Annotated in this window: 24 protein-coding genes; 8 read left to right on the top strand and 16 right to left on the bottom strand. The window is 66.2% G+C overall.

The annotated features are described in order from the left end of the window. Positions 1–33 precede the first annotated feature (33 nt). Complete coding sequence (locus tag ABIC17_RS01455) at positions 34–1,854, top strand: DUF885 domain-containing protein (protein ID WP_354278885.1); 1,821 nt, start codon at positions 34–36, stop codon at positions 1,852–1,854. Between the two features lie 231 nt (positions 1,855–2,085). Beyond that, entirely contained in the window at positions 2,086–3,135 is a 1,050-nt protein-coding gene (locus tag ABIC17_RS01450; RefSeq protein WP_354278884.1) for a glycosyltransferase family 2 protein, read from the top strand. Here the strand turns inward: ABIC17_RS01450 and ABIC17_RS01445 are convergent. Together ABIC17_RS01445 and ABIC17_RS01440 are read right to left on the bottom strand one after the other, a co-directional pair. Next, complete coding sequence (locus tag ABIC17_RS01445; RefSeq protein ID WP_354278883.1) at positions 3,054–3,797, bottom strand: class I SAM-dependent methyltransferase; 744 nt, start codon at positions 3,795–3,797, stop codon at positions 3,054–3,056. The genes ABIC17_RS01450 and ABIC17_RS01445 overlap by 82 nt on opposite strands. Positions 3,798–3,830: 33 nt before the next feature. After that, positions 3,831–4,259 carry a GtrA family protein gene (locus ABIC17_RS01440; protein WP_354278882.1) on the bottom strand — a complete coding sequence of 143 codons (429 nt, stop codon included), beginning with the start codon at positions 4,257–4,259 and terminating at the stop codon, positions 3,831–3,833. A gap of 62 nt (positions 4,260–4,321) precedes the next feature. On the opposite strand from ABIC17_RS01440, the gene ABIC17_RS01435 reads away from it, so the two are divergent. Next, positions 4,322–6,172 carry an AcrB/AcrD/AcrF family protein gene (locus tag ABIC17_RS01435; RefSeq protein ID WP_354278881.1) on the top strand — a complete coding sequence of 617 codons (1,851 nt, stop codon included), beginning with the start codon at positions 4,322–4,324 and terminating at the stop codon, positions 6,170–6,172. Here ABIC17_RS01435 and ABIC17_RS01430 read toward each other — a convergent pair. The 7 genes from ABIC17_RS01430 to ABIC17_RS01400 form a co-directional block, all read right to left on the bottom strand. Further along, positions 6,169–6,456: a type II toxin-antitoxin system RelE/ParE family toxin gene (locus tag ABIC17_RS01430; RefSeq protein ID WP_354278880.1), complete on the bottom strand. Its 288-nt coding sequence runs from the start codon at positions 6,454–6,456 to the stop codon at positions 6,169–6,171. The genes ABIC17_RS01435 and ABIC17_RS01430 overlap by 4 nt on opposite strands. Then, complete coding sequence (locus ABIC17_RS01425) at positions 6,453–6,731, bottom strand: antitoxin of toxin-antitoxin stability system (RefSeq protein WP_354278879.1); 279 nt, start codon at positions 6,729–6,731, stop codon at positions 6,453–6,455. The genes ABIC17_RS01430 and ABIC17_RS01425 overlap by 4 nt, the downstream gene beginning before the upstream one ends. A 45-nt stretch (positions 6,732–6,776) precedes the next feature. After that, complete coding sequence (locus ABIC17_RS01420; protein ID WP_354278878.1) at positions 6,777–7,397, bottom strand: MarC family protein; 621 nt, start codon at positions 7,395–7,397, stop codon at positions 6,777–6,779. Positions 7,398–7,422: 25 nt separating this feature from the next. Next, positions 7,423–8,298, bottom strand: coding sequence for a bifunctional methylenetetrahydrofolate dehydrogenase/methenyltetrahydrofolate cyclohydrolase FolD (gene folD, locus ABIC17_RS01415; RefSeq protein WP_354278877.1), 876 nt, complete (start codon positions 8,296–8,298; stop codon positions 7,423–7,425). Positions 8,299–8,314: 16 nt separating this feature from the next. Beyond that, on the bottom strand, positions 8,315–8,617 hold the full coding sequence (locus tag ABIC17_RS01410) for a YggT family protein (RefSeq protein WP_354278876.1): 303 nt from the start codon (positions 8,615–8,617) through the stop codon (positions 8,315–8,317). Between the two features lie 230 nt (positions 8,618–8,847). Beyond that, positions 8,848–9,747, bottom strand: a complete 900-nt coding sequence (argB, locus tag ABIC17_RS01405; protein WP_354278875.1) for an acetylglutamate kinase — start codon at positions 9,745–9,747, stop codon at positions 8,848–8,850. Positions 9,748–9,769: 22 nt separating this feature from the next. Further along, positions 9,770–10,444, bottom strand: a complete 675-nt coding sequence (locus ABIC17_RS01400) for a queuosine precursor transporter (protein WP_354278874.1) — start codon at positions 10,442–10,444, stop codon at positions 9,770–9,772. Between the two features lie 300 nt (positions 10,445–10,744). On the opposite strand from ABIC17_RS01400, the gene ABIC17_RS01395 reads away from it, so the two are divergent. Beyond that, positions 10,745–12,010, top strand: a complete 1,266-nt coding sequence (locus tag ABIC17_RS01395; RefSeq protein ID WP_354278873.1) for a NupC/NupG family nucleoside CNT transporter — start codon at positions 10,745–10,747, stop codon at positions 12,008–12,010. Positions 12,011–12,147: 137 nt separating this feature from the next. On the opposite strand, the gene ABIC17_RS01390 is transcribed toward ABIC17_RS01395, so the two are convergent. Then, positions 12,148–13,152 (bottom strand): bile acid:sodium symporter family protein, encoded by a 1,005-nt coding sequence (locus ABIC17_RS01390; protein ID WP_354278872.1) that lies wholly within the window; start codon positions 13,150–13,152, stop codon positions 12,148–12,150. Between the two features lie 73 nt (positions 13,153–13,225). On the opposite strand from ABIC17_RS01390, the gene ABIC17_RS01385 reads away from it, so the two are divergent. From ABIC17_RS01385 to ABIC17_RS01370, 4 genes are all read left to right on the top strand, one after another. Next, complete coding sequence (locus ABIC17_RS01385; protein ID WP_354278871.1) at positions 13,226–14,083, top strand: LysR family transcriptional regulator; 858 nt, start codon at positions 13,226–13,228, stop codon at positions 14,081–14,083. 295 nt (positions 14,084–14,378) lie between these two features. Further along, on the top strand, positions 14,379–15,503 hold the full coding sequence (locus tag ABIC17_RS01380; protein WP_354278870.1) for a calcium:cation antiporter: 1,125 nt from the start codon (positions 14,379–14,381) through the stop codon (positions 15,501–15,503). 90 nt (positions 15,504–15,593) lie between these two features. Beyond that, positions 15,594–15,959 carry a DUF4440 domain-containing protein gene (locus ABIC17_RS01375; RefSeq protein WP_354278869.1) on the top strand — a complete coding sequence of 122 codons (366 nt, stop codon included), beginning with the start codon at positions 15,594–15,596 and terminating at the stop codon, positions 15,957–15,959. A 14-nt stretch (positions 15,960–15,973) separates the two neighbouring features. Further along, positions 15,974–16,213, top strand: a complete 240-nt coding sequence (locus ABIC17_RS01370) for a hypothetical protein (RefSeq protein WP_354278868.1) — start codon at positions 15,974–15,976, stop codon at positions 16,211–16,213. Between the two features lie 151 nt (positions 16,214–16,364). Here the strand turns inward: ABIC17_RS01370 and ABIC17_RS01365 are convergent, their stop codons facing one another. From ABIC17_RS01365 to ABIC17_RS01340, 6 genes are all read right to left on the bottom strand, one after another. Then, the gene (locus ABIC17_RS01365) at positions 16,365–17,105 is read right to left on the bottom strand and encodes a sigma-70 family RNA polymerase sigma factor (RefSeq protein WP_354278867.1); all 741 of its coding nucleotides are present in this window, start codon (positions 17,103–17,105) and stop codon (positions 16,365–16,367) included. Further along, a complete protein-coding gene (flhA, locus tag ABIC17_RS01360) occupies positions 17,102–19,153 on the bottom strand; it encodes a flagellar biosynthesis protein FlhA (RefSeq protein ID WP_354279416.1) in 2,052 nt (683 codons plus the stop codon). The genes ABIC17_RS01365 and flhA overlap by 4 nt, the downstream gene beginning before the upstream one ends. A gap of 34 nt (positions 19,154–19,187) precedes the next feature. Then, positions 19,188–20,081: a lytic transglycosylase domain-containing protein gene (locus tag ABIC17_RS01355; RefSeq protein WP_354278866.1), complete on the bottom strand. Its 894-nt coding sequence runs from the start codon at positions 20,079–20,081 to the stop codon at positions 19,188–19,190. Between the two features lie 226 nt (positions 20,082–20,307). Further along, positions 20,308–20,661 (bottom strand): flagellar protein FlgN, encoded by a 354-nt coding sequence (locus tag ABIC17_RS01350; RefSeq protein WP_354278865.1) that lies wholly within the window; start codon positions 20,659–20,661, stop codon positions 20,308–20,310. After that, positions 20,658–20,957 carry a flagellar biosynthesis anti-sigma factor FlgM gene (locus tag ABIC17_RS01345; RefSeq protein ID WP_354278864.1) on the bottom strand — a complete coding sequence of 100 codons (300 nt, stop codon included), beginning with the start codon at positions 20,955–20,957 and terminating at the stop codon, positions 20,658–20,660. The genes ABIC17_RS01350 and ABIC17_RS01345 overlap by 4 nt, the downstream gene beginning before the upstream one ends. Before the next feature lie 60 nt (positions 20,958–21,017). Continuing rightward, a complete protein-coding gene (locus ABIC17_RS01340) occupies positions 21,018–21,557 on the bottom strand; it encodes a flagella basal body P-ring formation protein FlgA (RefSeq protein ID WP_354278863.1) in 540 nt (179 codons plus the stop codon). Positions 21,558–21,560: the final 3 nt, after the last annotated feature.

Genomic DNA, 21,560 nt, shown 5'->3' with positions numbered 1-21,560 from the left:
CCATCGAAGATCGTCACCGGAAGGACCGAACCCTTGGAACGCCGTACATTTCTGAGCGCGGGCAGCGCCGCTGCAGCGCTAGCGCTTACCCCCCGTATTGCCGGTGCCGCCGCGCCCGCGGGCGATGCCGCCCTGAATGCCACGTTCCAGACCATCTTCGAGCAGAACGTCCAGGAATCGCCCGAACAGGCGAGCAGCCTCGGGCTCGACAAGGGCGCGAACGCCGCGCTCAAGAGCCGCCTCGACGATCGCACCGCTGCGGATCGCGCAGAAGCGCTCGCGCGGACGAAGAAGGCGATCGCCGCGGTGCAAGCGGTCCCCGTCGCCGGCCTGTCCCGCAGCGGCAAGCTCAACCGCGAGGTCGTGCTCTATTCGCTGACGCAGCGGACGGTCGGCCCCGAGAAGTTCGGGCTTGGCTCGCCCAACCGGCCCTATGTGCTGTCGCAGCAGTCGGGCGCGTATTTCGAGATCCCCGATTTCCTCAACAGCACGCACACGATCGTCACCGCCGCCGATGCCGACGCTTACTGTTCACGCGTCGAGGCGTTCGCGACCGCGCTCGACCAGGACAGCGCGATGCAGCAAAGCGAAGCCGCGCGCGGGATCGTCGCGCCGGACTTCCTGCTCGACCTGACGCTGGGCCAGCTTGCCAAGCTGCGTGCGCCCGCCGCGGCCGATAGCTCGATCGTCTCCTCGGTCGCGACCCGCGCCAAGGCGCGGGGGCTTTCCGGCAACTGGGACAAGCGCACAGCGGCGAGCCTTGCCGACAAGGTCTACCCGGCGCTCGATCGCCAGATCGCGCTCGTGAAGAAGCTCCGCGCGAACGCGCGCAACACCGCGGGGATCGCCCCGCTCCCGCGCGGACGCGAAATCTACGCCGCCGCGCTCGCTGCCGCGACCACGACAAGCTTCACGCCGGACGAGGTCCACAAGATCGGGCTCGACCAGGTCGCCGACCTCAGTGCGCAGCTCGATGCGCTGCTCAAGACGCAGGGACTGACCCAAGGGTCGACCGGGGCGCGATTGACCGCGCTCAACGAGCGTCCGGAACAGCTTTATCCCGACAGTGCGGTGGGTCGTGCCGAACTGATCGCGGGGCTCAACACCGGGGTCGCGGCGATGCAGGAGAAGCTTGGGCAAGCGTTCCTCAACCCGCCGTCCGCGCCGCTCGACATCCGCGCGGTCCCGGTCGAGATCCAGGACGGCGCGCCGAACGGCTATTACAAGCGCGCCGCGCTCGACGGGTCGCGCCCCGCGATCTACTTCATCAACCTCAAGAGCATCGAGAACTGGCCGAAATATACGCTGCCGTCGCTGAGCTATCATGAGGGTGTGCCGGGGCATCATCTCCAGCTTAGCTTGGTGGCGGCACTCGACATGCCGGTGCTGCGCAAGCTCGGCTTCTTCAGCGCCTATGGCGAAGGGTGGGCGCATTATGCCGAGCAGCTCGCCGAACCGCTCGGCGGCTATGCGACGCCGATCGAGCGCGCGGGCTATCTCCAGTCGTTCCTGTTCCGCGCGGCGCGGCTCGTGGTCGATACCGGGATCCATGCCAAGGGGTGGAGCCGCGACAAGGCGACCGACTATTTCGTTGAGGTCGTCGGCTTCACGCGCGGGCGCTCACAAAGCGAGATCGAGCGATACTGTGCGATGCCGGGGCAGGCGTGCAGCTACAAGCTCGGGCATTTGAGCTGGATGCGTGCGCGGGAGAAGGCGCAAAAGATCCTCGGCGCGAAGTTCGACCAGAAGCAGTTCCACGAAGTGCTGCGCGACGGCCCGGTCCCGCTGACGATCCTCGAGCGGCTGAGCGAGGAACGCGCGCGCGCGCAACTGGCGGGGACGCCGATCGTCTAACCTCCAACTAATCCGCTTCCCCGGCGAAGGCCGGGGCCCAGGAGCGAAGGTTTTTGCAACTGTGCGCAGCCTGCGACCATTCAGGTTGCGCTCCTGGGCCCCGGCCTTCGCCGGGGAAGCGAGAAGGAGGCGAAGCGGGAAAGATGGCAAGCGAAGGCCGCCGCACCGTCCCGGGGGAAGCATCGAACCGATCGCTTCCCCTCAAACCGAAACAATTCTAGACCGGCGCGCATGACCCGTCCTGTTTCGGCCCCCGCTCTTTCCGTCGTCATCCCCTGCTACAATGAAGCGGCGTGCCTGGACGTGCTCCACGCCCGCGTTGCAGCGGCGGCGCGGAGCGCTGTCGGGAACGATTACGAGATCCTCCTCATCAATGACGGCTCGCGCGACGACAGCTGGCCGGTGATGCAGCGCCTCGCCGCCGAAGACCCGCAGCTGGTCGTCATCAACCTATCGCGCAACCACGGGCACCAGCTCGCGCTGACCGCGGGGCTCGACCTGTGCAGCGGTGCGCAGATCCTGATCATCGATGCCGATCTGCAGGATCCCCCGGAGTTACTAAACGACATGCGCGCCGCGATGGCATCGCAGGGCGCGGACGTGGTCTATGCGGTGCGGCGCAAGCGCGACGGCGAGACGCTGTTCAAGAAAGCCACCGCCGCCGCTTTCTATCGCTTGCTCGACCGAGTCACCGACACCGCGATCCCGCTCGATACCGGCGACTTCCGGCTGATGAGCCGGCGGGCGCTCGATGCGTTCCTGTCGATGCCAGAGCAGGCGCGCTTCATTCGCGGGATGGTCGCGTGGGTGGGATTCAAGCAGATCCCCTTCCCGTATGATCGCGCCGAGCGGCATGCGGGGGAGACCAATTACCCCTTGAGCAAGATGATCCGGCTCGCTTTCGACGCGGTCACCGGCTTCTCGACCGCGCCGCTGCGCTTCGCAAGCCACCTCGGGCTCGCGCTGACGGCGGCGTCGCTGCTGCTGTTCCTCTATATCGCGGTCGGCTTCTTCAGCGGCAGCGCGGTCGCGGGCTGGACCTCGACGATGCTCGTCGTGGTGCTGCTCGGCGCGTTCCAGATGTTCGTGCTCGGGATGATCGGCGAATATCTCGGGCGGCTCTACGTCGAATCGAAGCGCCGCCCGCTGTACATCGTCGGTGACGTCGTCGGCCCGATCCAGGGCCGTGCGACGCTCGGTTATCGCGCCGAGGACCCCGCCGCCGACAGCAACGTGACGATCGAGACCCCCGGCGACAGCGGCACCCTGCCGACCAGGTGACGCTCGAACCGGAAGATCGTCTCGAACAGGCGGTTGAGCACGGGCGGCGGGGGTGAATCGTCGCTGTCGTCGCGCCCGGTCATCCGCCCCGCGACGCGCGCCGCGGCGGCGAGCGGGAACAGCAGCGAATTGAAATAGCGCAACCCGTTCGAGCGCAACCCGGCATCGCTGATCGCCGTGGCGAGCGTCGCCTTGGAATAGCGCCGGTGATGATGGTTGACCACGTCGTGCGCGCTCCACATCCAGCGATGCGCGGGCACGGTGACGAGGATCTTGCCGCCGGGCTTGAGGCATGCCGCCATTGCGCGCAGCGCGGCGACGTCGTCCTCGATATGCTCGACCACGTCGAGCACCGCGATCAGGTCATACGCCCCGCGCTCGATCCCCGGCAGGGCGGGGAGCGGCGCATTGCTGACCGGGCGCCCCAGCCGTTCGGCCGCGATCTCGCCCGCGGCCGGGTCGATCTCGATCGCCTCGACCGTGCCGAACGCCGCGAGCATGGGGAGATTGTGCCCGGTGCCGCAACCGATCTCGAGAATGCGCGCATGCTTGGGCAAACCGCCCTCACGCGTCAGGTAATCCGCCAGGATGTCGCGGCGTGCGCGATACCACCAGTGCGTCGAATCATGCGCCGCCATGCGGTCGTAGACGATTCTATCCACGGTCGGCCCTATTCTCGGTTGGAGCGCTTTCGCTCATTTGAACACCAATTGGCGGTTGAGCAAGAAGGTCAGCACGGTCGCCATCAGGATCGCGGGCAACAGCGGTGCCCAGGCGGGATAGCCGAGGACCGCGGTCCCGAACCAGGTGATCGCCGCGTTGAGCGCCATGCCTGACGCCTGCACCATCACGAACTGTACTTGCTGCTTCGCGCCGGGATCGCGCGTGCCGTGCCCCTTGAAGCTCCACCGGCTGTGCAGGAAATACCCTGCCGCCACCGCCACCAGGAATGCGAACGGCACCGCATACACCGCGTGCTTCCGATCGAACACGTACAGCGACAGCGGTAGATAGACCGCGCTGTAGATGACGGTCGAAAGCCCGCCCGCAACACCAAAGCGGATGATCTGCCCGAGCAGTCCGCTCTCGCGTAAGTTCTGGATCTGTCTGTTGAGTGCCGTCACGGTCGCTTGCCCTTTACGCGTGCCGCACTAGAGGGCGTTCTCGTTCTAGGAAAGCGTTTTGGATGAATGACGGTTCGCTGGCGCGCACGATTGAGCGCGATTGGGTTCGGCTGAGCCTGCTCGCCTGGGGGCTGATCGCGCTCTATTACGTCATCAACCGCTGGACCGGAATCCACTTCCTCCAGCTCGGCGACACCGACGACAACATGCGGCTGATGCAGGTCCGTGCGTGGCTCGGTGGGCAGGGCTGGTACGATCTGCGGCAATATCGCCTCAATCCTCCAGTCGGCTTCGACATTCACTGGAGCCGCATCGTAGATTTGCCGATCGCGGCACTGATCGTGCTGTTGCGCCCATTCGTGGGGGTGCGCGAGGCGGAAATGCTCGCATGCGGAATCGCGCCGTTGCTGCCGCTCGGGATCACCATCCTCGGGCTCGGCGCGACCGTGCGACGGCTGGTCAGCCCGGTCGCCTGGCCGCTTGCGATCGCGCTGCTTGCCTTCTGCTGTGTCGCGACGATGCTGATGTATATGCCGGAGCGGATCGACCACCACGGCTGGCAGCTTGCGATGCTCAGCCTGACGGTGGCGGGCCTGTGCGACCCGCGGGGGCCCCGCGGTGGCGCGATCGTCGGGTTGGCGAGTGCGGTCTCGCTCACGATCGGGCTCGAGATGTTGCCCTATGCGGCGATGGCGGGTGCGATCCTCGCTTTGCGCTGGATCTGGGATCGCGACGGCGCGCAGCGGCTCAGCGTCTACGCGCTGTCGCTCGGCGGGGGCTGCGCGATCGGTTATGCGGCGTTCGCGTCTTATGCTAATGCGGCGCTGCGCTGCGACGCGCTGACCCCGGTGTGGCTGAGCGTGATGGTCGTGGCGGGGGCCTTGCTGTTCGCGATGGCGTGGACGAACCCGGCGAACCGCTGGGTCCGGCTCGGCCTTGCGGTGGTGGCGGGCGGCGTGATCGTCGCCGGGTTTGCAATGGTCTTCCCGCAATGCCTCGGGCGGCCCGAGCAGGTCTCTCCCGAACTCGCGGCCAACTGGCTCAACAACGTCCGCGAAGCCAAGCCGATCTACCAGCATCCGTTCCGCACCGCTTTCCCGATCGTGGTCCTGCCGATCGTCGGCGTGATCGGCGCGGCGATCGCGACATGGCGCGCGCGCGGCACCGCGCGGGGCGGATTGTGGGCTCCCGTGCTGCTGTTCGTCACCTTCGCCGCGCTGATGCTGTTGTGGCAGGCGCGCGCCGGGCCGGCGGCGCAAATGCTCGCGGTGCCGGGGTCGGTCGCGCTGATCTGGTGGCTCGCGCCGGTGATGCTCGCAAGCAGCAACATCTTCGTCCGCGTGTTCGGGACGGCGGCGGTCGTGCTGATTGCCTCGGGCAGCTTCGCGGGCGCGGTGATGACCCCGGTCGACTTGCGCTGGACCGGGCTCAACCTGCACTACAGCCCGCCCGATCGCCCGACCAAGCGCGTCCAGACGATCAACCGCGCGAGCGCTTCCTGCCCGACGATGACCGCGATGACGCCGCTCAACCGTATTTCGGCGCAAACGGTGTTCACCTTCACCGATCTCGGGCCACGGCTGATCACGCTGACGCACCACAATGCGATCGCGGGGCCGTATCATCGCAACGGCGACGCGATCCTCGACGTGCAGCACGCCTTCAAGGGGACGCCTGAGAATTTCCGCGCGATTGCCAAGCGGCACGGCGCGACACTGTTGCTGGTGTGCCCGAACATGTCGGAATCGACCAATTACCGCGTGCGCGCGCCGAACGGCTTCTATGCGCAGCTCGCGCATCGCAAGACGTTCGACTGGCTCGAGCCGATCGACCTGCCGCGCGGGTCGCCCTTGCGCTTGTTCCGGATCAAGCCGGAGCAAACGGTACGGCACCCGATACGGCTGCGGTATTAGAGCGTTCTGATCGGAGGCCATTGCCGCGCGGCGTGGATCAACCCGAGGATCCAGACGGTCTCCTCGACGATCTCGTAGATCAGGCGATAGCTTCGGTGCGGGGTCAGTTCGCGGGTGCCGACGACTTCGCCCGGATGCCCGAGCATCGGAAAGTCGGCCAGGCCCGAAACCGCTTCGCCAAACAGGCGATCGATCCTGAGCGCCGCGGCGGTATCACGGGCTACGAGATACTCCCAGATCGCCGTGCGGTCCTGTTCTGCTTCCGGCGTCCAGCGGACGTTCACGTCCGGTCGGTCACCCGTGCCCGGCGTTCCGCGAACGCGGCCTCGACCACCGCGTCGGGTCGCCCGTCATCGTTTCGAACCGAGCTGCGGGCCGTATCAACCTTCTGCTGTACAAAGACGCGGTAGTCGGTCTCGCCTTGCTGGCGCTGCACGAATTCGCGCATCAGTTCGCGGACGACCTGCGACGCGGGACGGTGGCTTGCCTCAGCGGCAGCCATGAACTCGTCCCGCAGTTCGGGCTCCAGCTTCATCGTGAAGATAGCGGCTTTCGGCATGATATCCTCGCTGGGTACTGACGGAGTATATACCAGTGCCAGACCTCAGGCCAGACTCACCCGCACCCCGTCGATCACGAACTGCACCGCCAGCGCCGCGAGCAGCACGCCCAGCAGCCGCGTGATCACCGCCTCGATCTTCGCGCCGAGCACGCGCATGATCGGCCCTGCCGCGAGCAACGCGACCAGCGTCAGCAGCAGGATCGTGATCAGCGCAGCCAGCACGACCGCGGAGCGCTCGATCCCCTCGTTGCGGCTCATCAGCAGCATCACCGACGCGATCGACCCCGGCCCTGCGATCATCGGCATCGCCATCGGGAAGATCGACACGTCCTCAACCTCGGGATCGTTGGCGACCTTGGCGGCGCGGTCCTCGCGGCGTTCGGTGCGCTTTTCGAACACCATTTCCAAAGCGATCAGGAACAGCATGATCCCGCCTGCGATGCGGAACGAGGCGAGGCTGATCCCAAGCCCGTGGAGCAAGGCCTCCCCGAACAACGCGAACACCAGCAGGATGCCCGAGGCAACGAGCACCGCGCGAAAAGCCATCGCGCGCGAATGGGTGGGTGATGCACCCGCGGTCAGCCCTGCATAGATCGGCGCGCAGCCGGGGGGATCGATCACCACGAAGAAGGTGATCAGCGAGGAAATATAGAGTTCGATCATTGGCCGCCCCCCGCCTGCGCGGGCGTCACAACGCCGCCTCGTCGAGCACCACGCCTTCGCGCCGCGCGGCCGACACCAAGGTATTGCGCAGCAGGCACGCGATCGTCATCGGCCCGACCCCGCCCGGGACCGGCGTCACCGCGCCCGCGACGCTCATCGCGCCCGCGAAATCCACGTCGCCGACGAGGCCCGCCTCGGTCCGGTTGATCCCGACGTCGATCACGGTCGCGCCGGGCTTGAGCCATTCGCCCTTGACCATCTCGGGCCGGCCGACTGCCGCGATCACGATGTCCGCGCGCTTGACCACGCTCGACAGGTCGCGCGTGCGCGAATGCGCGACGGTGACGGTGCAGCTTTCGGCAATCAGCAATTGCGCCATCGGCTTACCGACGATGTTCGAGCGGCCAATGACCACGGCGTCGAGCCCGGTCAGGTCGCCGAGCGTATCTTTCAGAAGCATCACGCAGCCGAGCGGGGTGCACGGCACGAACCCGGTGATCCCCGTCGCTAGCCGTCCGGCGTTGACCGGGTGGAAGCCGTCGACGTCCTTGTCGGGGTCGATCCGCGTCGTCACCGCGCGCTCGTCGATATGGCCGGGGAGCGGGAGCTGGACGAGGATCCCGTCGATCGCGGGATCGGCGTTGAGCACGTCGACCAGCGCGAGCAGATCATCCTGCGCAACATCGGCGGGCATGCGGTGCTCGACGCTGATCATCCCGGCGCCGCGCGTCGCCTTGCCCTTGTTGCGGACATAGACCGCGGAGGCGGCGTCCTCGCCCACCAGCACGACTGCGAGCCCCGGCGCGCGACCCGCAGCCTCCGCAAAGGTCGCGACTTGCGCCGCGATGCGCGTGCGTAAGGCAGCGGCGAACGCCTTGCCGTCGATGATCATAGCGGTCATGCCGTCAGGCTCCAGCTCAGAGCGGCGCGCCGACGAGCAGGTGCGCGTCGTAGTTGGTCAGAATGATGCTGATGATCTTGAGCGTCAGCAGCAGCGCGAATGGCGCAAGGTCGATCTGCCCGAAATCTGGGAGGATCCGACGGAACGGGCGATACAGCGGCTCGGTGCCGCGCTCGAGCCCGTTGTAGATCGACCGCACCAGCTCGTTATGCGTGTTGATGATGTTGAACGACACGAGCAGCGACAGGACCACCTGGATCAATACGATCGTCGTGATCGCGCTGATCAGGACCTGCAATATCTGGATGATCGTATGCAAAATGGCGTCTCCGGGCGTTGAGCTGTGCGATCCTAGCGGTATCTCGCAAATGCGAACACCCCCTTAGCGTCTGGCCCGAAGCGTTCGTTTCGTGGTGCGCGGGACGCCACCCACCCCCCCCGTCATGCTGAACTCGTTTCAGCATCCACCGTGCAACGGGCACGGACCAGAAGTGCGGCACGGTGGACCCTGAAACAAGTTCAGGGTGACGGCGGAAATAAAAGCGAACGTCAGCGCCGGACCAGCGTCCCCGCCCCGCGATCGGTGAAGATCTCGAGCAGCATCGCATGCGGCACACGCCCGTCGAGAATGACCGCAGCCCCGACCCCGCCCTCGACCGCATGGACGCACGTCTCGAGCTTGGGAATCATCCCCCCCGAAATCGTCCCGTCGGCGCGCAGTCGCGCGACCCCTGCGGGGTCGAGATCGGTGACGAGCTGCTTGTCCTTGTCGAGCACGCCAACCACGTCGGTCAGCATGAACAGCCGTTCCGCGCCCAGCGCTGCGGCGATGGCGCCCGCCATCGTGTCGGCGTTGATGTTATAGGTGTGCCCGTCGGTCCCGATCGCGATCGGCGCGATCACCGGGATGATCCCCGCCGCCGACATCGTGTCGATGATCCGGCGATCGACCCCGACCGGCGTGCCGACGAAGCCGAGGTCAACGTGCCGCTCGATCCCCTGCAGCGTATCCGGCGTCTCGCGCCCGACCTTGGTCGCGGTGACTAAGTTGGCGTCCTTCCCCGAAATCCCGACCGCGCGGCCGCCCGCCTGCCCGATCCAGCCGACGATTTCCTTGTTGATCGACCCTGCGAGGACCATTTCGGCGATCCGGGCGGTTTCGGCGTCGGTCACGCGCAGGCCATCGACGAAGCGCGATTCGACGCCCAGTCGCTTGAGCATAGCGCCGATCTGCGGGCCGCCGCCGTGGACGACGACCGGATTGATCCCGACCGCCTTCATCAACACGACGTCCTCGGCGAAGTCACGCGCCGCCTCGGGATCGCCCATCGCGTGCCCGCCATATTTCACGACGAACGTCGCACCGGCATAGCGCTGCATGTAAGGTAGCGCCTCGACCAGCGTTTCGGCCTTGGCAAGCAAGGCGGGGGCGGGGGAATAATCGGTCATGCCCGCGCCCTTATCGTGTAAGTCAGCCGCGATCCAGTCGCCGCCCGATCCCAACCACCAGATAGATCAACGGCGGCACCAGCACAGCCGACAGCGTCACCTTCGCGAGCATCTGCCCGGCGAGCAGCGCCCCGATCGGGAACACGCCGTAGAAGGCGATCGTCACGAACAGCAAAGTATCGACGATCTGGCTGAGGATGCTCGCGATGCCGGCGCGCAGCCACAACAGCCCACCGCGCTCGTTGCGCTTGAGCCAGCTGAAGATCGTCACGTTGAGCGTCTGCGAAATCCCGTAGGCGACGATCCCGCCGAGCCAGATCCGCGGCGTACCGCCCATCATCAGCGCGAACGCATCACGCCGCGCAGGTTCCATCTCCGGGGCGGCGGGCGCGGCGAGCACAACGACCGACAGCAGGATCGACGCGACCAGCGGCACGAACCCCACCTGCACAAGCCGGTTCGCGGTGGTCCGCCCGTGCAACTCGGCAACCGCGCTCGAAACGACGACGAGGAGCAGGAACGCGAAGATTCCTGCCTCGACCGCGAGCGGACCGATCCCCACCAGCGGCCCGAGCAGCGAGATCGGCCCGAGCGAGACCTGCTTGTTGCCGAGCACGCCCGCGATGCAGACCATCCCGCCGTAGAAAATCGAAAAAGCGAAAAGCGAACGCGGGATCGCGGGAACAGGTGTCGTCATCGTGCGCGACGCTAGCGGAATGTTGCGGGGAAGGGAATCGCTTCTCGGGCGGCCCGACGCATCCAAAAAGCTGCCGTCATGCTGAACGTGTTTCAGCATCCACTGCGCAACAGGTATAGTCCGGACTCGCGGAGCGCTGGATCCTGAAACGCGTTCAGGATGACGCAGGTTTTACAAAGCCCGCCCACACCCCACACCCACCACTTTCTCCCCCGCCCCCTAGCCCTATCCGCGTCTGCGTGTATGGTCCGCTCCCGTTGCGCGCCAAAACTGGAGTGCGCGCGAAACTGCGGGGAATACGTGGACAAATTTCCGATCGGCATTCTGGGTATCGTCGTGATCCTGGGGCTTGCCGTCCTGCTGTCGACCAATCGCCGTGCGATCCGCCTGCGCGTCGTGGGGGCGGCGTTCGCGTTGCAGGTGATCATCGCTGTCCTTGTGCTCCACAGCACGATCGGCCGCCAGATGATCGAAGGCATGTCGCGCGGGGTGTGGAACCTGCTCGGCTATGCCAAGGCCGGCACCACGACGATCTTCGGCGGGCTTGCGAGCGACCCGACGTTCGGGACGGCGTTCGCCTTCTCGGCGCTCCCCGTCATCATCTTTTTCGCAGCGCTCGTGTCGATCCTCTACCATCTCGGGATCATGCAGTTCGTGATCCGCTGGGTCGGCGGCGCGATCGAGAAGGTGATCGGCGTGTCCAAGGTGGAAGCCTTGTGCGCCGCCGCCAACATCTTCGTCGGGCAAAGCGAATCGCCGCTGGTGATCCGCCCCTATCTCGCCGGGCTGACCCCGCCGCAATTGTTTGCGGTGATGACGGTCGGCATGTCGGGCGTCGCGGGCACGATTCTGCTCGCCTACGCTACCTTCCTCGGCCAGGGCGCTTTGCCGTATCTGCTCGCCGCGTCGTTCATGTCGGCGCCGGGCGGATTGCTGATGGCCAAGATCATCATGCCCGACGAGACGACAGCGCCTGCGGGCGAACTCGCGCTCGGTGACGACCCCGAGGAAGCGGTGCTCCACGTCGCCGAAAAGGCGCTCGAGGAAGAACGCGCCGCCAACATCATCATGGCCGCCGCCAACGGCGCGCAGACCGGCGTGCGGATCGCGGTCGCGGTCGGCGCGATGGTGCTCGCGTTCGTTGGGCTGGTCGCGCTGGCGAACGGGATTCTCGGCGGGATCGGCGGATGGTTCGGCTATCCCGATCTGAGCTTCCAGGGCATCCTTGGCTTCGTATTCGCGCCGGTGATGTTCCTGCTCGACATTCCGTGGACCGAAGCGCGGGCAGCGGGCGAATTGTTCGGGCAGAAGATCGTGCTCAACGAATTCGTCGCGTTCATCGATCTCGGCAAGATGCAGAACCTCTCGCCGCACACCACCGCGGTGGTGACGTTCGCGCTGTGCGGCTTTGCCAATTTCTCGTCGATCGCGATCCAGATGGCGTCGGCGGGGAGCCTCGCGCCCAACCAGCGCCCGATGATCGCCAAGCTCGGGCTGCGGGCATTGGCGGCGGGGAGCCTTGCAAACCTGATGTCGGCGGCGCTCGCGGGCCTGCTGATCGGGTAACGGTTCTGGTGTCGCGTTAACGATCGCCCCCCGACATCCGTTCGCCCTGAGCGGAGTCGAGGGGCCGGCATGTCGCGAAGGGCTCCGACTGCGCTCAGCCGGAACGGATGGCAGGAGTGCAACCGGGTCGGGTGCGGCTAAGCCGGCACCGCATCCCCCTCGCCCCCCTCCGGCCGCCGCGCGTAGCGGCGCGCGAGGATCGCGCAGGCGAACAGTTGCGCCTGATGGAACAGCATCAGCGGCAGCACGATCAGGCTAACCGAATGCCCCGCGAACAGGATCGTCGCCATCGGCAGCCCGCTCGCCATGCTCTTCTTCGACCCGCAGAAGACGAGCGCGATCTCATCCTCGGTGGTGAACCCGAGCCACCGGCCAAGTGCGGTCGTCACGCACAGGATCACCGCCAGGATCGCAAGGTCGATCGCCAGCACCACCGCAAGGTCGATCGGCGACAGGCTGGTCCACACCCCCGCCACCACCCCGGCGCTGAACGCGGTATAGACCACCAGCAGGATCGATCCGCGATCGACCACCGAGGTCAGCGTGCGATGTGCGACTAGCCACTTCCCGATCACTGGGCGGGCGACCTGGCCGACAACGAACGGCAACAGGATCTGGAGCGCAATGCTTTCGATCGCGCGCAGCGAGAAGCCGCCCCCCGCCGACTGGAGCAATGCCGCAACCAGCAGCGGGGTCAGCACCACGCCCAGCAGATTCGACACCGATGCGCTGCACAAGGCGGCGGGCACGTTGCCGCGCGCGATCGAGGTGAAGGCGATCGAGGACTGCACCGTCGAGGGCAACAGGCACAGATACAGCAGCCCGATCGCAATCCCCTCGGGTAACCACCCGCGCGTCCCCCAATAAGCCGCAAGCCCGATGATCGGGAAAATCACGAAGGTGCTCGCCAGAACGAGCGACTGGAGCCGCCAGTGCGTGATCCCCGCCCATACCGCCGCAGGCGAAAGCCGCGCGCCATACAGGAAGAACAACAGCCCGACCGCGACCAGCACGCTGTCCTCGGCAATGTCCTGCCCGATCCCGCGCGCCGGCAGGACGAACGCGAACGCCACCGTCCCGATCAGCAACAGCATGTAGGCATCGATCGGCAGGCGGCCGAGCAGCGATCGGATAGCGGTCATAGGGTAGGTTGCTACGCTACGCGTACGTCATCCACAATTGCGATGGGACCGATAACGGTTATCATGATCCGTGATGGACATCACGCGGATCACCCCGGAGCTCTTGGGCGCCTTCCTTGCAGTGGTCGAAGCAGGAACGTTCACCCGCGCAGCACGGACGCTCGGGACCGGCCAGTCGACCGTCAGCCAGCAGATCAAGCGGCTCGAGACAATCACCGGGCGCCGCCTGCTCGCGCGCGATACGCACCGGGTTGCACTCACGGTCGACGGCGAAGTGCTGGTCGATCATGCGCGCCGGATCCTCGAAAGCTATGCCGCGCTCGATCGGCAGTTGTCGGGCGTCCCGTTGCGGGGGCGGTTGCGCTTCGGTGCTTCCGAAGATTTCGTCCTGTCCGCGCTCCCCGACGTGTTGGCCAATTTCGCGCGCCGTCATCCCGAAGTAGACATGGTCGTGACCGCGCGGCTGAGCCAGGACCTGTACGACGCTTATGATGCGGGACAGCTTGACATCATCCTTGCCAAGCGTCGCACGGGCGACCCGCGCGGGGTGACCGCATGGGGCGAGCAAGCCGTGTGGATCGCCCGGCCCGACTATCTCCACGATGCCGACGCGCCCGTACCGCTGCTGCTCTACCCCCCGCCAAGCGTTACGCGTGCGATGGCGATTGCCACGCTCGACGCCAGCCGCCGGGCGTGGCGTGTCGCCTTCACAAGCGCGAGCCTAAGCGGCCTTACCGCGGCTGCGCGGGCTGGGCTCGGAGTCCTGCCGCATTCGCTTCGCCTGCTCCCAACCGGCCTCGCAAGAGTCGCTGCGGACAACACGCTCCCCGACCTGCCGCACATGGAGTTCGTCATCATCGGCCCGGGCGGGGGAACCCCTGTGTCAGACGCGCTGACCAAGGCGATCCTGCAATGGGCAAGTGTCGGCTGAACCGCCGCATCGGATCGTTGCGGTCCCGCACGACATCATGATCCCGCAGCTTGCTCTAGCCCTGCGTGGCTCTGGGATCTGGTCCCTCCACGCATCGCTATCTCACCCGGCCGGCCATTGCCTCAACCGTACCCAACACCGCCTTGAAACGATTGGGAACAGGGCGTGGATTACCATCCGTGCCGAGTCGCTAAAGTTCCGCGTCATTATATTATCTTTGATGAAAACCGGACCTTTCTGCAGCCCGGGCTATTGATCCGGCACCGATACTCGGACTGCATTACAAGGAATTTTCATGGTCATCGAAGTCGCGCCGGACCCGATCGTGTGCGCGGATGGCGCGATGCCCGATCGGCTGGCGCTGCCGTTATGGACCCTCGTCGCGCCAGTGCTGGGCCTGCTTGCAGCCTTGTTCGGCGTCGCCAAGATGGGATCGGGCGGAACTGTCGTCGCGGTCGTCGTGTTGATCGCGAGCATACTCGCGGCGGTGCATCATGCCGAGGTCATCGCGCACAAGGTCGGCGAACCTTTCGGCACGCTGGTGCTGGCGATCGCGGTGACGGTGATCGAAGTCTCGCTGATCGTGTCGCTCATGCTGTCGGATGCCGGCGGCGCGACCGAACTGGCACGCGACACGGTCTTTGCCGCTATCATGATCATCCTCAATTTCATCATCGGGCTGTGCCTCGTCGCAGGTGCCGCGCGGCATGTCGAACAGCGCTTCACACTGACCGGCATGAGCGCGGCGCTCGGGGTGTTGACCGCGATGGCAGTGCTGTCGCTAATCCTCCCCAATTACACGTCCTCGACCAGCGGGCCGACCTACGCGACGTCGCAACTGGTGTTCGTCGCGGTGGTGTCGCTGATTCTCTACGGCACCTTCATCCTCGTGCAGACGGTGCGGCACCGCGACTACTTCCTCCCCGCCAGCGACGATCACGACGACCACGCCGCCCCGCCATCGACGCGCGCGACGGGGATCGCGTTCGGCGTCCTGCTGGTTGCGTTGGCTTCGGTCGTGCTGCTTGCCAAGACGCTGTCGCCGACGATCGAGGCCGCGGTGCTTGGCGCAGGGTTGCCGCTTGCGGTGGTCGGCGTCGTCATTGCGGCGCTGGTCCTCGCGCCGGAAAGCCTCGCCGCGTACAAGGCCGCAAAACGCAACCGACTGCAGACCAGCCTGAACCTCGCGCTCGGCTCCGCGCTTGCGACGATCGGACTCACGATCCCGAGCGTGGCGATCGTCTCACTCGTGCTCGGCCTTCCGCTTTCGCTGGGGATCGACCCCAAGAGCATGACGCTGCTCGCGCTGTCGCTGTTCGTTGCGACGCTGTCGCTTGGCACTGGGCGAACGACGGTGTTGCAGGGGGTCGTCCACCTGGTGATCTTCGCGGCCTATCTGTTCACCACGATCGTGCCATAGATCCGGCGCGTTCCGGGCACCCGTCGCACGATTGCGCGGAACGTTTTGCCGCCTCCGGCCTTCCTCCCCTTGCTATTGGGAGAGACGGACATGGACGACAACCGCTTGTGGAGCTTCGAGGAAAGCCTCTGGACCGAAGGGCCCGACAATTACCGCGAGAAAGTCGATCCGGAAGTGGTGATGGTGCTCCCGCGCCCGCCGTTCGTGCTGCAGGGGACCGAGGCTATCGACGCGGTCGCGGATACGCCGGTGTGGGACAGCGCGGAATTGTCCGAACGCACCGTCTCGCGCCCGCAGGAGGGGCTGATCGTGATCGGCTATCACGTCCATGCGCAGTGCGGCGACGAGGCGTATGAAGCGCATTGCACGTCGGTGATCCGCCGTCTGGAACATGAAGTGTGGCGCGTCGTCCAGCATCAGCAGACGCCGATGCTGACCAAATCGGTCGAACGGTAAGACGGGAGGCGATGATGAGCGACGACACCACAGTCCGGGTCCGCCAGCGCGAGATCGCGACCGAGCATCTCCTGTTCAAGCTGATGGAATATGTCGAGGACAAGCATCCGGGGCTGCTCGACTATCTTGAGGGGAGTCTGGATCACCTAGGGGATCCGGCGAGCGACGGGACGCAGGACGACGATGCGGTGCGTGGTATCGCACGGAAGATGATCGTCGGCGCGCGCAAGCAGGGAATGGCTTCCGCCGATTAATTGCGCGCGAACGTCCTCTGCGCTTCCCCGGCGGAGGCCGGGGCCCAGTCGAAATGGTCGAGGTGACGAAGCGCAATGCTTCGAATTCCGCCGTTTCGCTTCTGGGCCACGACCTTCGCCGGGGAAGAGCGAAGAGGGGGACTGACGGGCGCTACCCTAGCATCGCCTTCTTGAGCTTGGCATGCGCCGACGCCTTGATCTGGCACACCCGCGCAGACCCGACACCGATCACCAGCCCGATCTCCTCGAGGTTCATTTCCTCGACATAATAAAGCTGGATCACCAGCGCCTCGCGCTCGGGCAGCGAGGTAATCGCAGCGATCAGCGTGTCGCGCTCCTCGCTCTCGGAAAGCTGCGCAAAAGCGTCGGGCTCGTCGCTCGCGAACCACGGGCCTTCGTCCGAATAGAGATCCTCGATTGGTTCGAGCCGCACCGGCTGCGCGCTCGCATAATCGATCCGCAGCTTGTCGCGCGATACACCGAGCCGCTCTGCGACCGCCGCTTCCTCCGGCGCACGGCCCAGTTCGGTCGTCATCGCCGCCACCGTCTGCGCATACTGCCGCTTGCGCTGCATCGCGCCGCGCGTGAGCGTCGCCGAACGCCGCAGCGCGTCGATCATCGCGCCGCGCACGCGTGTCATGAGATATTGCTCGAACGTCACCTGCCCGCGCTCCTCGAACGCACCCGCCGCCTCGACCAAAGCGACCAGCCCGATCTGGACGAGATCCTCGACCTCGACCGAGGAGGACATGCTGCCATGGACGTGCCACGCGATCCGCCGGACCAGCGGCAGATGCTTCTTCGCGAGCAGCTTGAGGTCGGGCGCGGCGGCGGTGCGGCCATAGACGAGCGGCTGCGCGTCGCTGAAGGCGGTGGGCGAAAGCTGCATCATGCTGGGAGAGCTCCGGGAGCGCCGATCACGGCGACGACTTCGACGGCTTTTTCTTCCGGCACTTCGAAGAAGCTCATCACCGGAATGTCGGGCAGGCAGGTCTTGACCAGCTTGCGGATCGCGACGCGGATCGCGGGCTGGACGACAAGTGCGAACGGCTTGGCCTCGTCGACCAGCGGCTGCGCCGCGCGTTGCAGCGCATCGACGATGCGACGGCCAAGATCGGGCTCGATCGTGTGGCGGCGCGACGGATCGGCGCGCATCGCCTGGCCGAGCAGCCCCTCGAGCCCGCCCTCCAGCGTCATCACGCGCAGCGGCTCGCGCACGCCGCAGATCTTGCCGATGATCAGCCCGCCGAGATCGGGGCGGATCGCCTCGATGATTTCCTCGGCGTCGGCAGTCCGCTGTGCGGCGACCGCGATCGCCGCGGCGATCCGGCGGAATTCCTTGAGCGGGATATTCTCCGCGAGCAGCCCCTTGAGCACCTGCGTCAGCGTCGTCAGCGGCAGCGGGTTGGGCGACAGCGATGCGACGAGGCTGGCGGCGCGGTCCTTCAACCCGTCGAGCAGCGACTGGACTTCGTCCGGGCCGAGCAACTCGGCAGAATGCTGGGTGAGCTGGTGGTTGAGATGCGTCGCCATCACGGTGCCCGGATCGACCACGAGATAGCCCGCGCCGGTCGCGGCATCGGCGTCCCCCGCCGCGATCCATACCGCGTCGAGCCCGAAGGTCGGGTCCTTGGCGGGCTTGCCCATCAGCCCGCCAATCGCCTGGCCGGTATCGAGCGCGAGCATCTCGTCGGGCGAGACGCTGTCCTCGCCGACCACGACGCCACCGACGATGATGCGGTAGGTGTAGGGCGGCAAATTGATGTCGTCGCGGACGCGGACTTGCGGGATGACGAAGCCCATGTCCTTCGACAATTGGCGGCGGACCCCGGTGATCCGGCCCATCAAAGGCGCACCGCGGCGTTCGTCGACCAGCGGCACGAGGCCGTAGCCGATATCGAGATTGACCTGCATGAGGTCCGAGACTTCGTCCCAGCCGATCTTCGAGTGATCGACCGGCTCGGGCGCAATCACGTCGACCGGAACGGGGCGAAGCGACGCCTGGCGCATCTTCCACGCGGCGAACCCGGCAAGCCCGGCGGCGGGGAGGATGATCAGATGCGGCATCCCCGGCATCACCCCGAGCAGCGCAAGGATGATCGCGACCGGCGTCCACGTCCGCGCCGAGCCGAACTGGCTGCCGATCTGGCCCGCGAGATCCATGCTCGAGGTAACGCGAGTCACGATCGCGGCGGCGGCGATCGACAGCATCAGCGACGGGATCTGCGCGACCAGCGCATCGCCGATCGCGAGCAGCACGTAATTATGCGCCGCGTCCGCGATCGTCATGCCGTGGCTGACGGGGCCGAGGATCAGCCCGCCGACGATGTTCGCCGCGAGGATCAACAGGCCGGCGACCGCATCGCCCTTCACGAACTTGGACGAGCCGTCCATCGAGCCGTAGAAATCGGCCTCGGTCGAGACCTCGATCCGGCGCGCCTTGGCTTCGTCCGGCGTGATCAGCCCGGCGTTGAGATCCGCGTCGATCGCCATCTGCTTGCCCGGCAACGCATCGAGCGTGAAGCGCGCGGACACTTCGGACACGCGGCCCGCGCCCTTGGTGACGACGATCATGTTGATGATCACGAGGATCGCGAAGACGAACAGGCCGACGACATAATCGCCGCCGATCAGGAACGTGCCGAACGCCTCGATCACATGGCCCGCCGCGCTCTCGCCCTCATGCCCGTGGACCAGCACGACGCGGGTGGACGCGACGTTGAGGCTCAGGCGGAACAGCGTGGCGAACAGCAGCACGGTCGGGAAGGCGGAGAAATCGAGCGGCTTCTGCGCGTTGAGGCTGACCATCAGCACCGCGAGGCTGATCGTGATGTTCATGATGAAGAACACGTCGAGCATCGCCGCCGGAATCGGCACGACCATCAGCACGACCAGCAACAGGATCGCGACCGGCAGCGCGGCGGAGCGCAGCAGCGGCATCACGCCACCGGTCTTGGGGGACAAGGCCACTGGATCAGGCTCCCATCGTCGCGAGCATCATGTATGCGAGTCGCGCGGTATTCGGGGTCGGGCGGAGCAGGCTCGCGGTTTCGGTGCGGGTACCCGCCAAACTGCTGGTGCCGCTGAGCTGCGCGAGCGTGTTCTGCGCCCAGACCGCGGCGTTGGAGGTCGATTGCTCGCCATTGCCGGGAATGACGTCCGCGCCCCATTCGCCGAGCCGCGTCGCTGACAGGCCCGAGGTTGCATCGATCGTCTGCGGCGCGCCCGCCGCATCGAGCTTGGCGGCGAAACGGTTGTAGATTTGCGAGAGCGAGCGCGGCGCGCCGGTCGAATCGTAGAAGACGCCGCGATTGGCGTTGGCGGCGGCGGGGAACATCGCGGCGCCGCTGCGGTCGGGGTTTGCCTGCATCGCGGTGAGGAACTGCCGCGCGCCGCCCAAGCCCAGGAAATGCGCCATATAGAGATCGGTGCTGGTCGCGCTGCGCCCGAGCGTTCCCTCGATCGCGCCCTTATTGTCGCTGGCGTGCTCGGCGGCCATCAGCGACGCGGCGGTGGGGTCGTTGCGGAGCGATAGGATCGCTTGGCGCGTCGCGGGATCGTTGACGACCGCCTTGCCGCTCGCGCTGGTCGAGATCGCGTTCGCCGCCCAGCCGAGGCCGTGTTCCGCGCCATGCGCCTTGACCACGCGCAGCCAGCTCTGGTCGACGAACTGATACAGCCCGCTCGCGCTCGACGTGCCCGAATGCGCGTTGCTGCGCATCCCGCTCTCCAGCTTGGCCTGGCCCATCAGATAATTAAAGTCGATGCCGGTCTTCTGGCTGGCATTGGCGATCGCGCTGCGAATCGACCCGCCCGCGCCGCTCGCGTCGACGGCACCGTTCAGAATGGAAAGCGGATTGAAAGGCATTGGTCCCCTGTTCGCCCGCGTTCAGACGGACGAGGGGGGATCAGCAAGAGACGTGCCAGTTTTTGCCTATGCGCCGCTTCCCCCAACTTGCCGCTTCCCCGGCGAAGGCCGGGGCCCAGGAGAGAGGCAGCAGTGGCGGAGGTCAGTGCTTCGTTAGAAAAACCTGCGCGACTGGGCCCCGGCCTTCGCCGGGGAAGCGGTTATGAAAAGGGCGTCACATCGCCCCTCAGGCGAACGCCGCCAGCCCCATCCCGGCACGATACACGCTCCCCGGTGCCGCCCCCATTGCCGCTCCGGCCGAACCGGTCAGATTTTGCAGGCGGCGGCGGACATTTGCCGCCATCAGGTTGACGTAGATCCGGCACGTGTCGTTGAGCCGTTGCGCTTCCTCGGCAAGCGCGCGAGTTTCCGTTTCCGGAGGTGTATCCCCAAACGCCGCAACCGCCTCGATCCGCATCAGCTTGTCGGTGGTCGCCTGTTCCAACGCACGCACATCGTTGGTCTTGAGCGCCGCGATTTCGGCGTGCAGCGCCTCGATCACCGCGATCAGGGCATCACGGCGCGTTGCGGGAGGCGTCATTTCGCAGGGCTCCAGTTAAGCTTCAGCGCGAGCATGCGATCGGCGATCGTGTCGGGAGTGATCGGGTACGTCCCGTTGCGGACCGCACGGCGGACATCCTCGACATGCTGGGTGTCGACCGGCACGCCCTTGCCGGTTTCGGACGCGATTGCCGACAATTCCAGTTGCTGGATTGCCGTCGTTGCCGGCTTGTTCGCGGCGCTGGCCGTCGACGCGACCGATCCGGTCGACGCGACGGCGGACACGGCCAGCCGCTCGGGCATTGAAACAGTCTTGGGTCCGATCGCGTCTACCACATCAGCACCTTTGGGAAGAGATGACGAAAGGTATAACGACCGGCTTCGGCAAAGCTTAAATCATTCTGTCCAACCCGGCAGCGTGGCGCTTCCGGCGGCGACCGCGACCGCCTGGACCGGGTTCTTCTGGTCATCCACCTTGACCATGAACCGCCCGCCGACGACTGCATCGCCAGCCGCGACGCCCTCGCGCGTGATCGAGAAGCCCGACGAGCCTGCACTGATCGTCACCGGATCGCCACGCTTGATGACATAGACCGGCCTGACCGCGGCGGCCTGCACACCGGGGGTGATCACAAGCGGGGCAGCCCCCCTGGGCGCTGCGGCGGCCAGCTTGACCGGCACGAACAACCGCCATTCGGGGCCAGTGCAGGTCACGACCACCGCATCGTGGTTCTCGGTGCGCCACGCCATCGATACCATCGGACAAGCAGCGAGCTTGAGCCGCCCGTCGACCGGGGTGCGCGCGCCGCCTTCGTTGCCGACTCCGTGGCCGGTAAACGCAGCCACCGCGCGGTCGATTGCCCCGGTATCCTGGAACGAGGCGGCAGACAGCGGGCTGGCGACGAGCCCGAGGATGAGCAACGGCAGACGGCGCATCGG

It is taken from the genome of Sphingomonas sp. PvP056, from assembly GCF_040549155.1.
Classification (GTDB): Bacteria; Pseudomonadota; Alphaproteobacteria; order Sphingomonadales; family Sphingomonadaceae; genus Sphingomonas.
The sequence above is the reverse complement of the archived record's forward strand: the minus strand, read 5'-3'. Positions and strand labels throughout refer to the sequence as shown.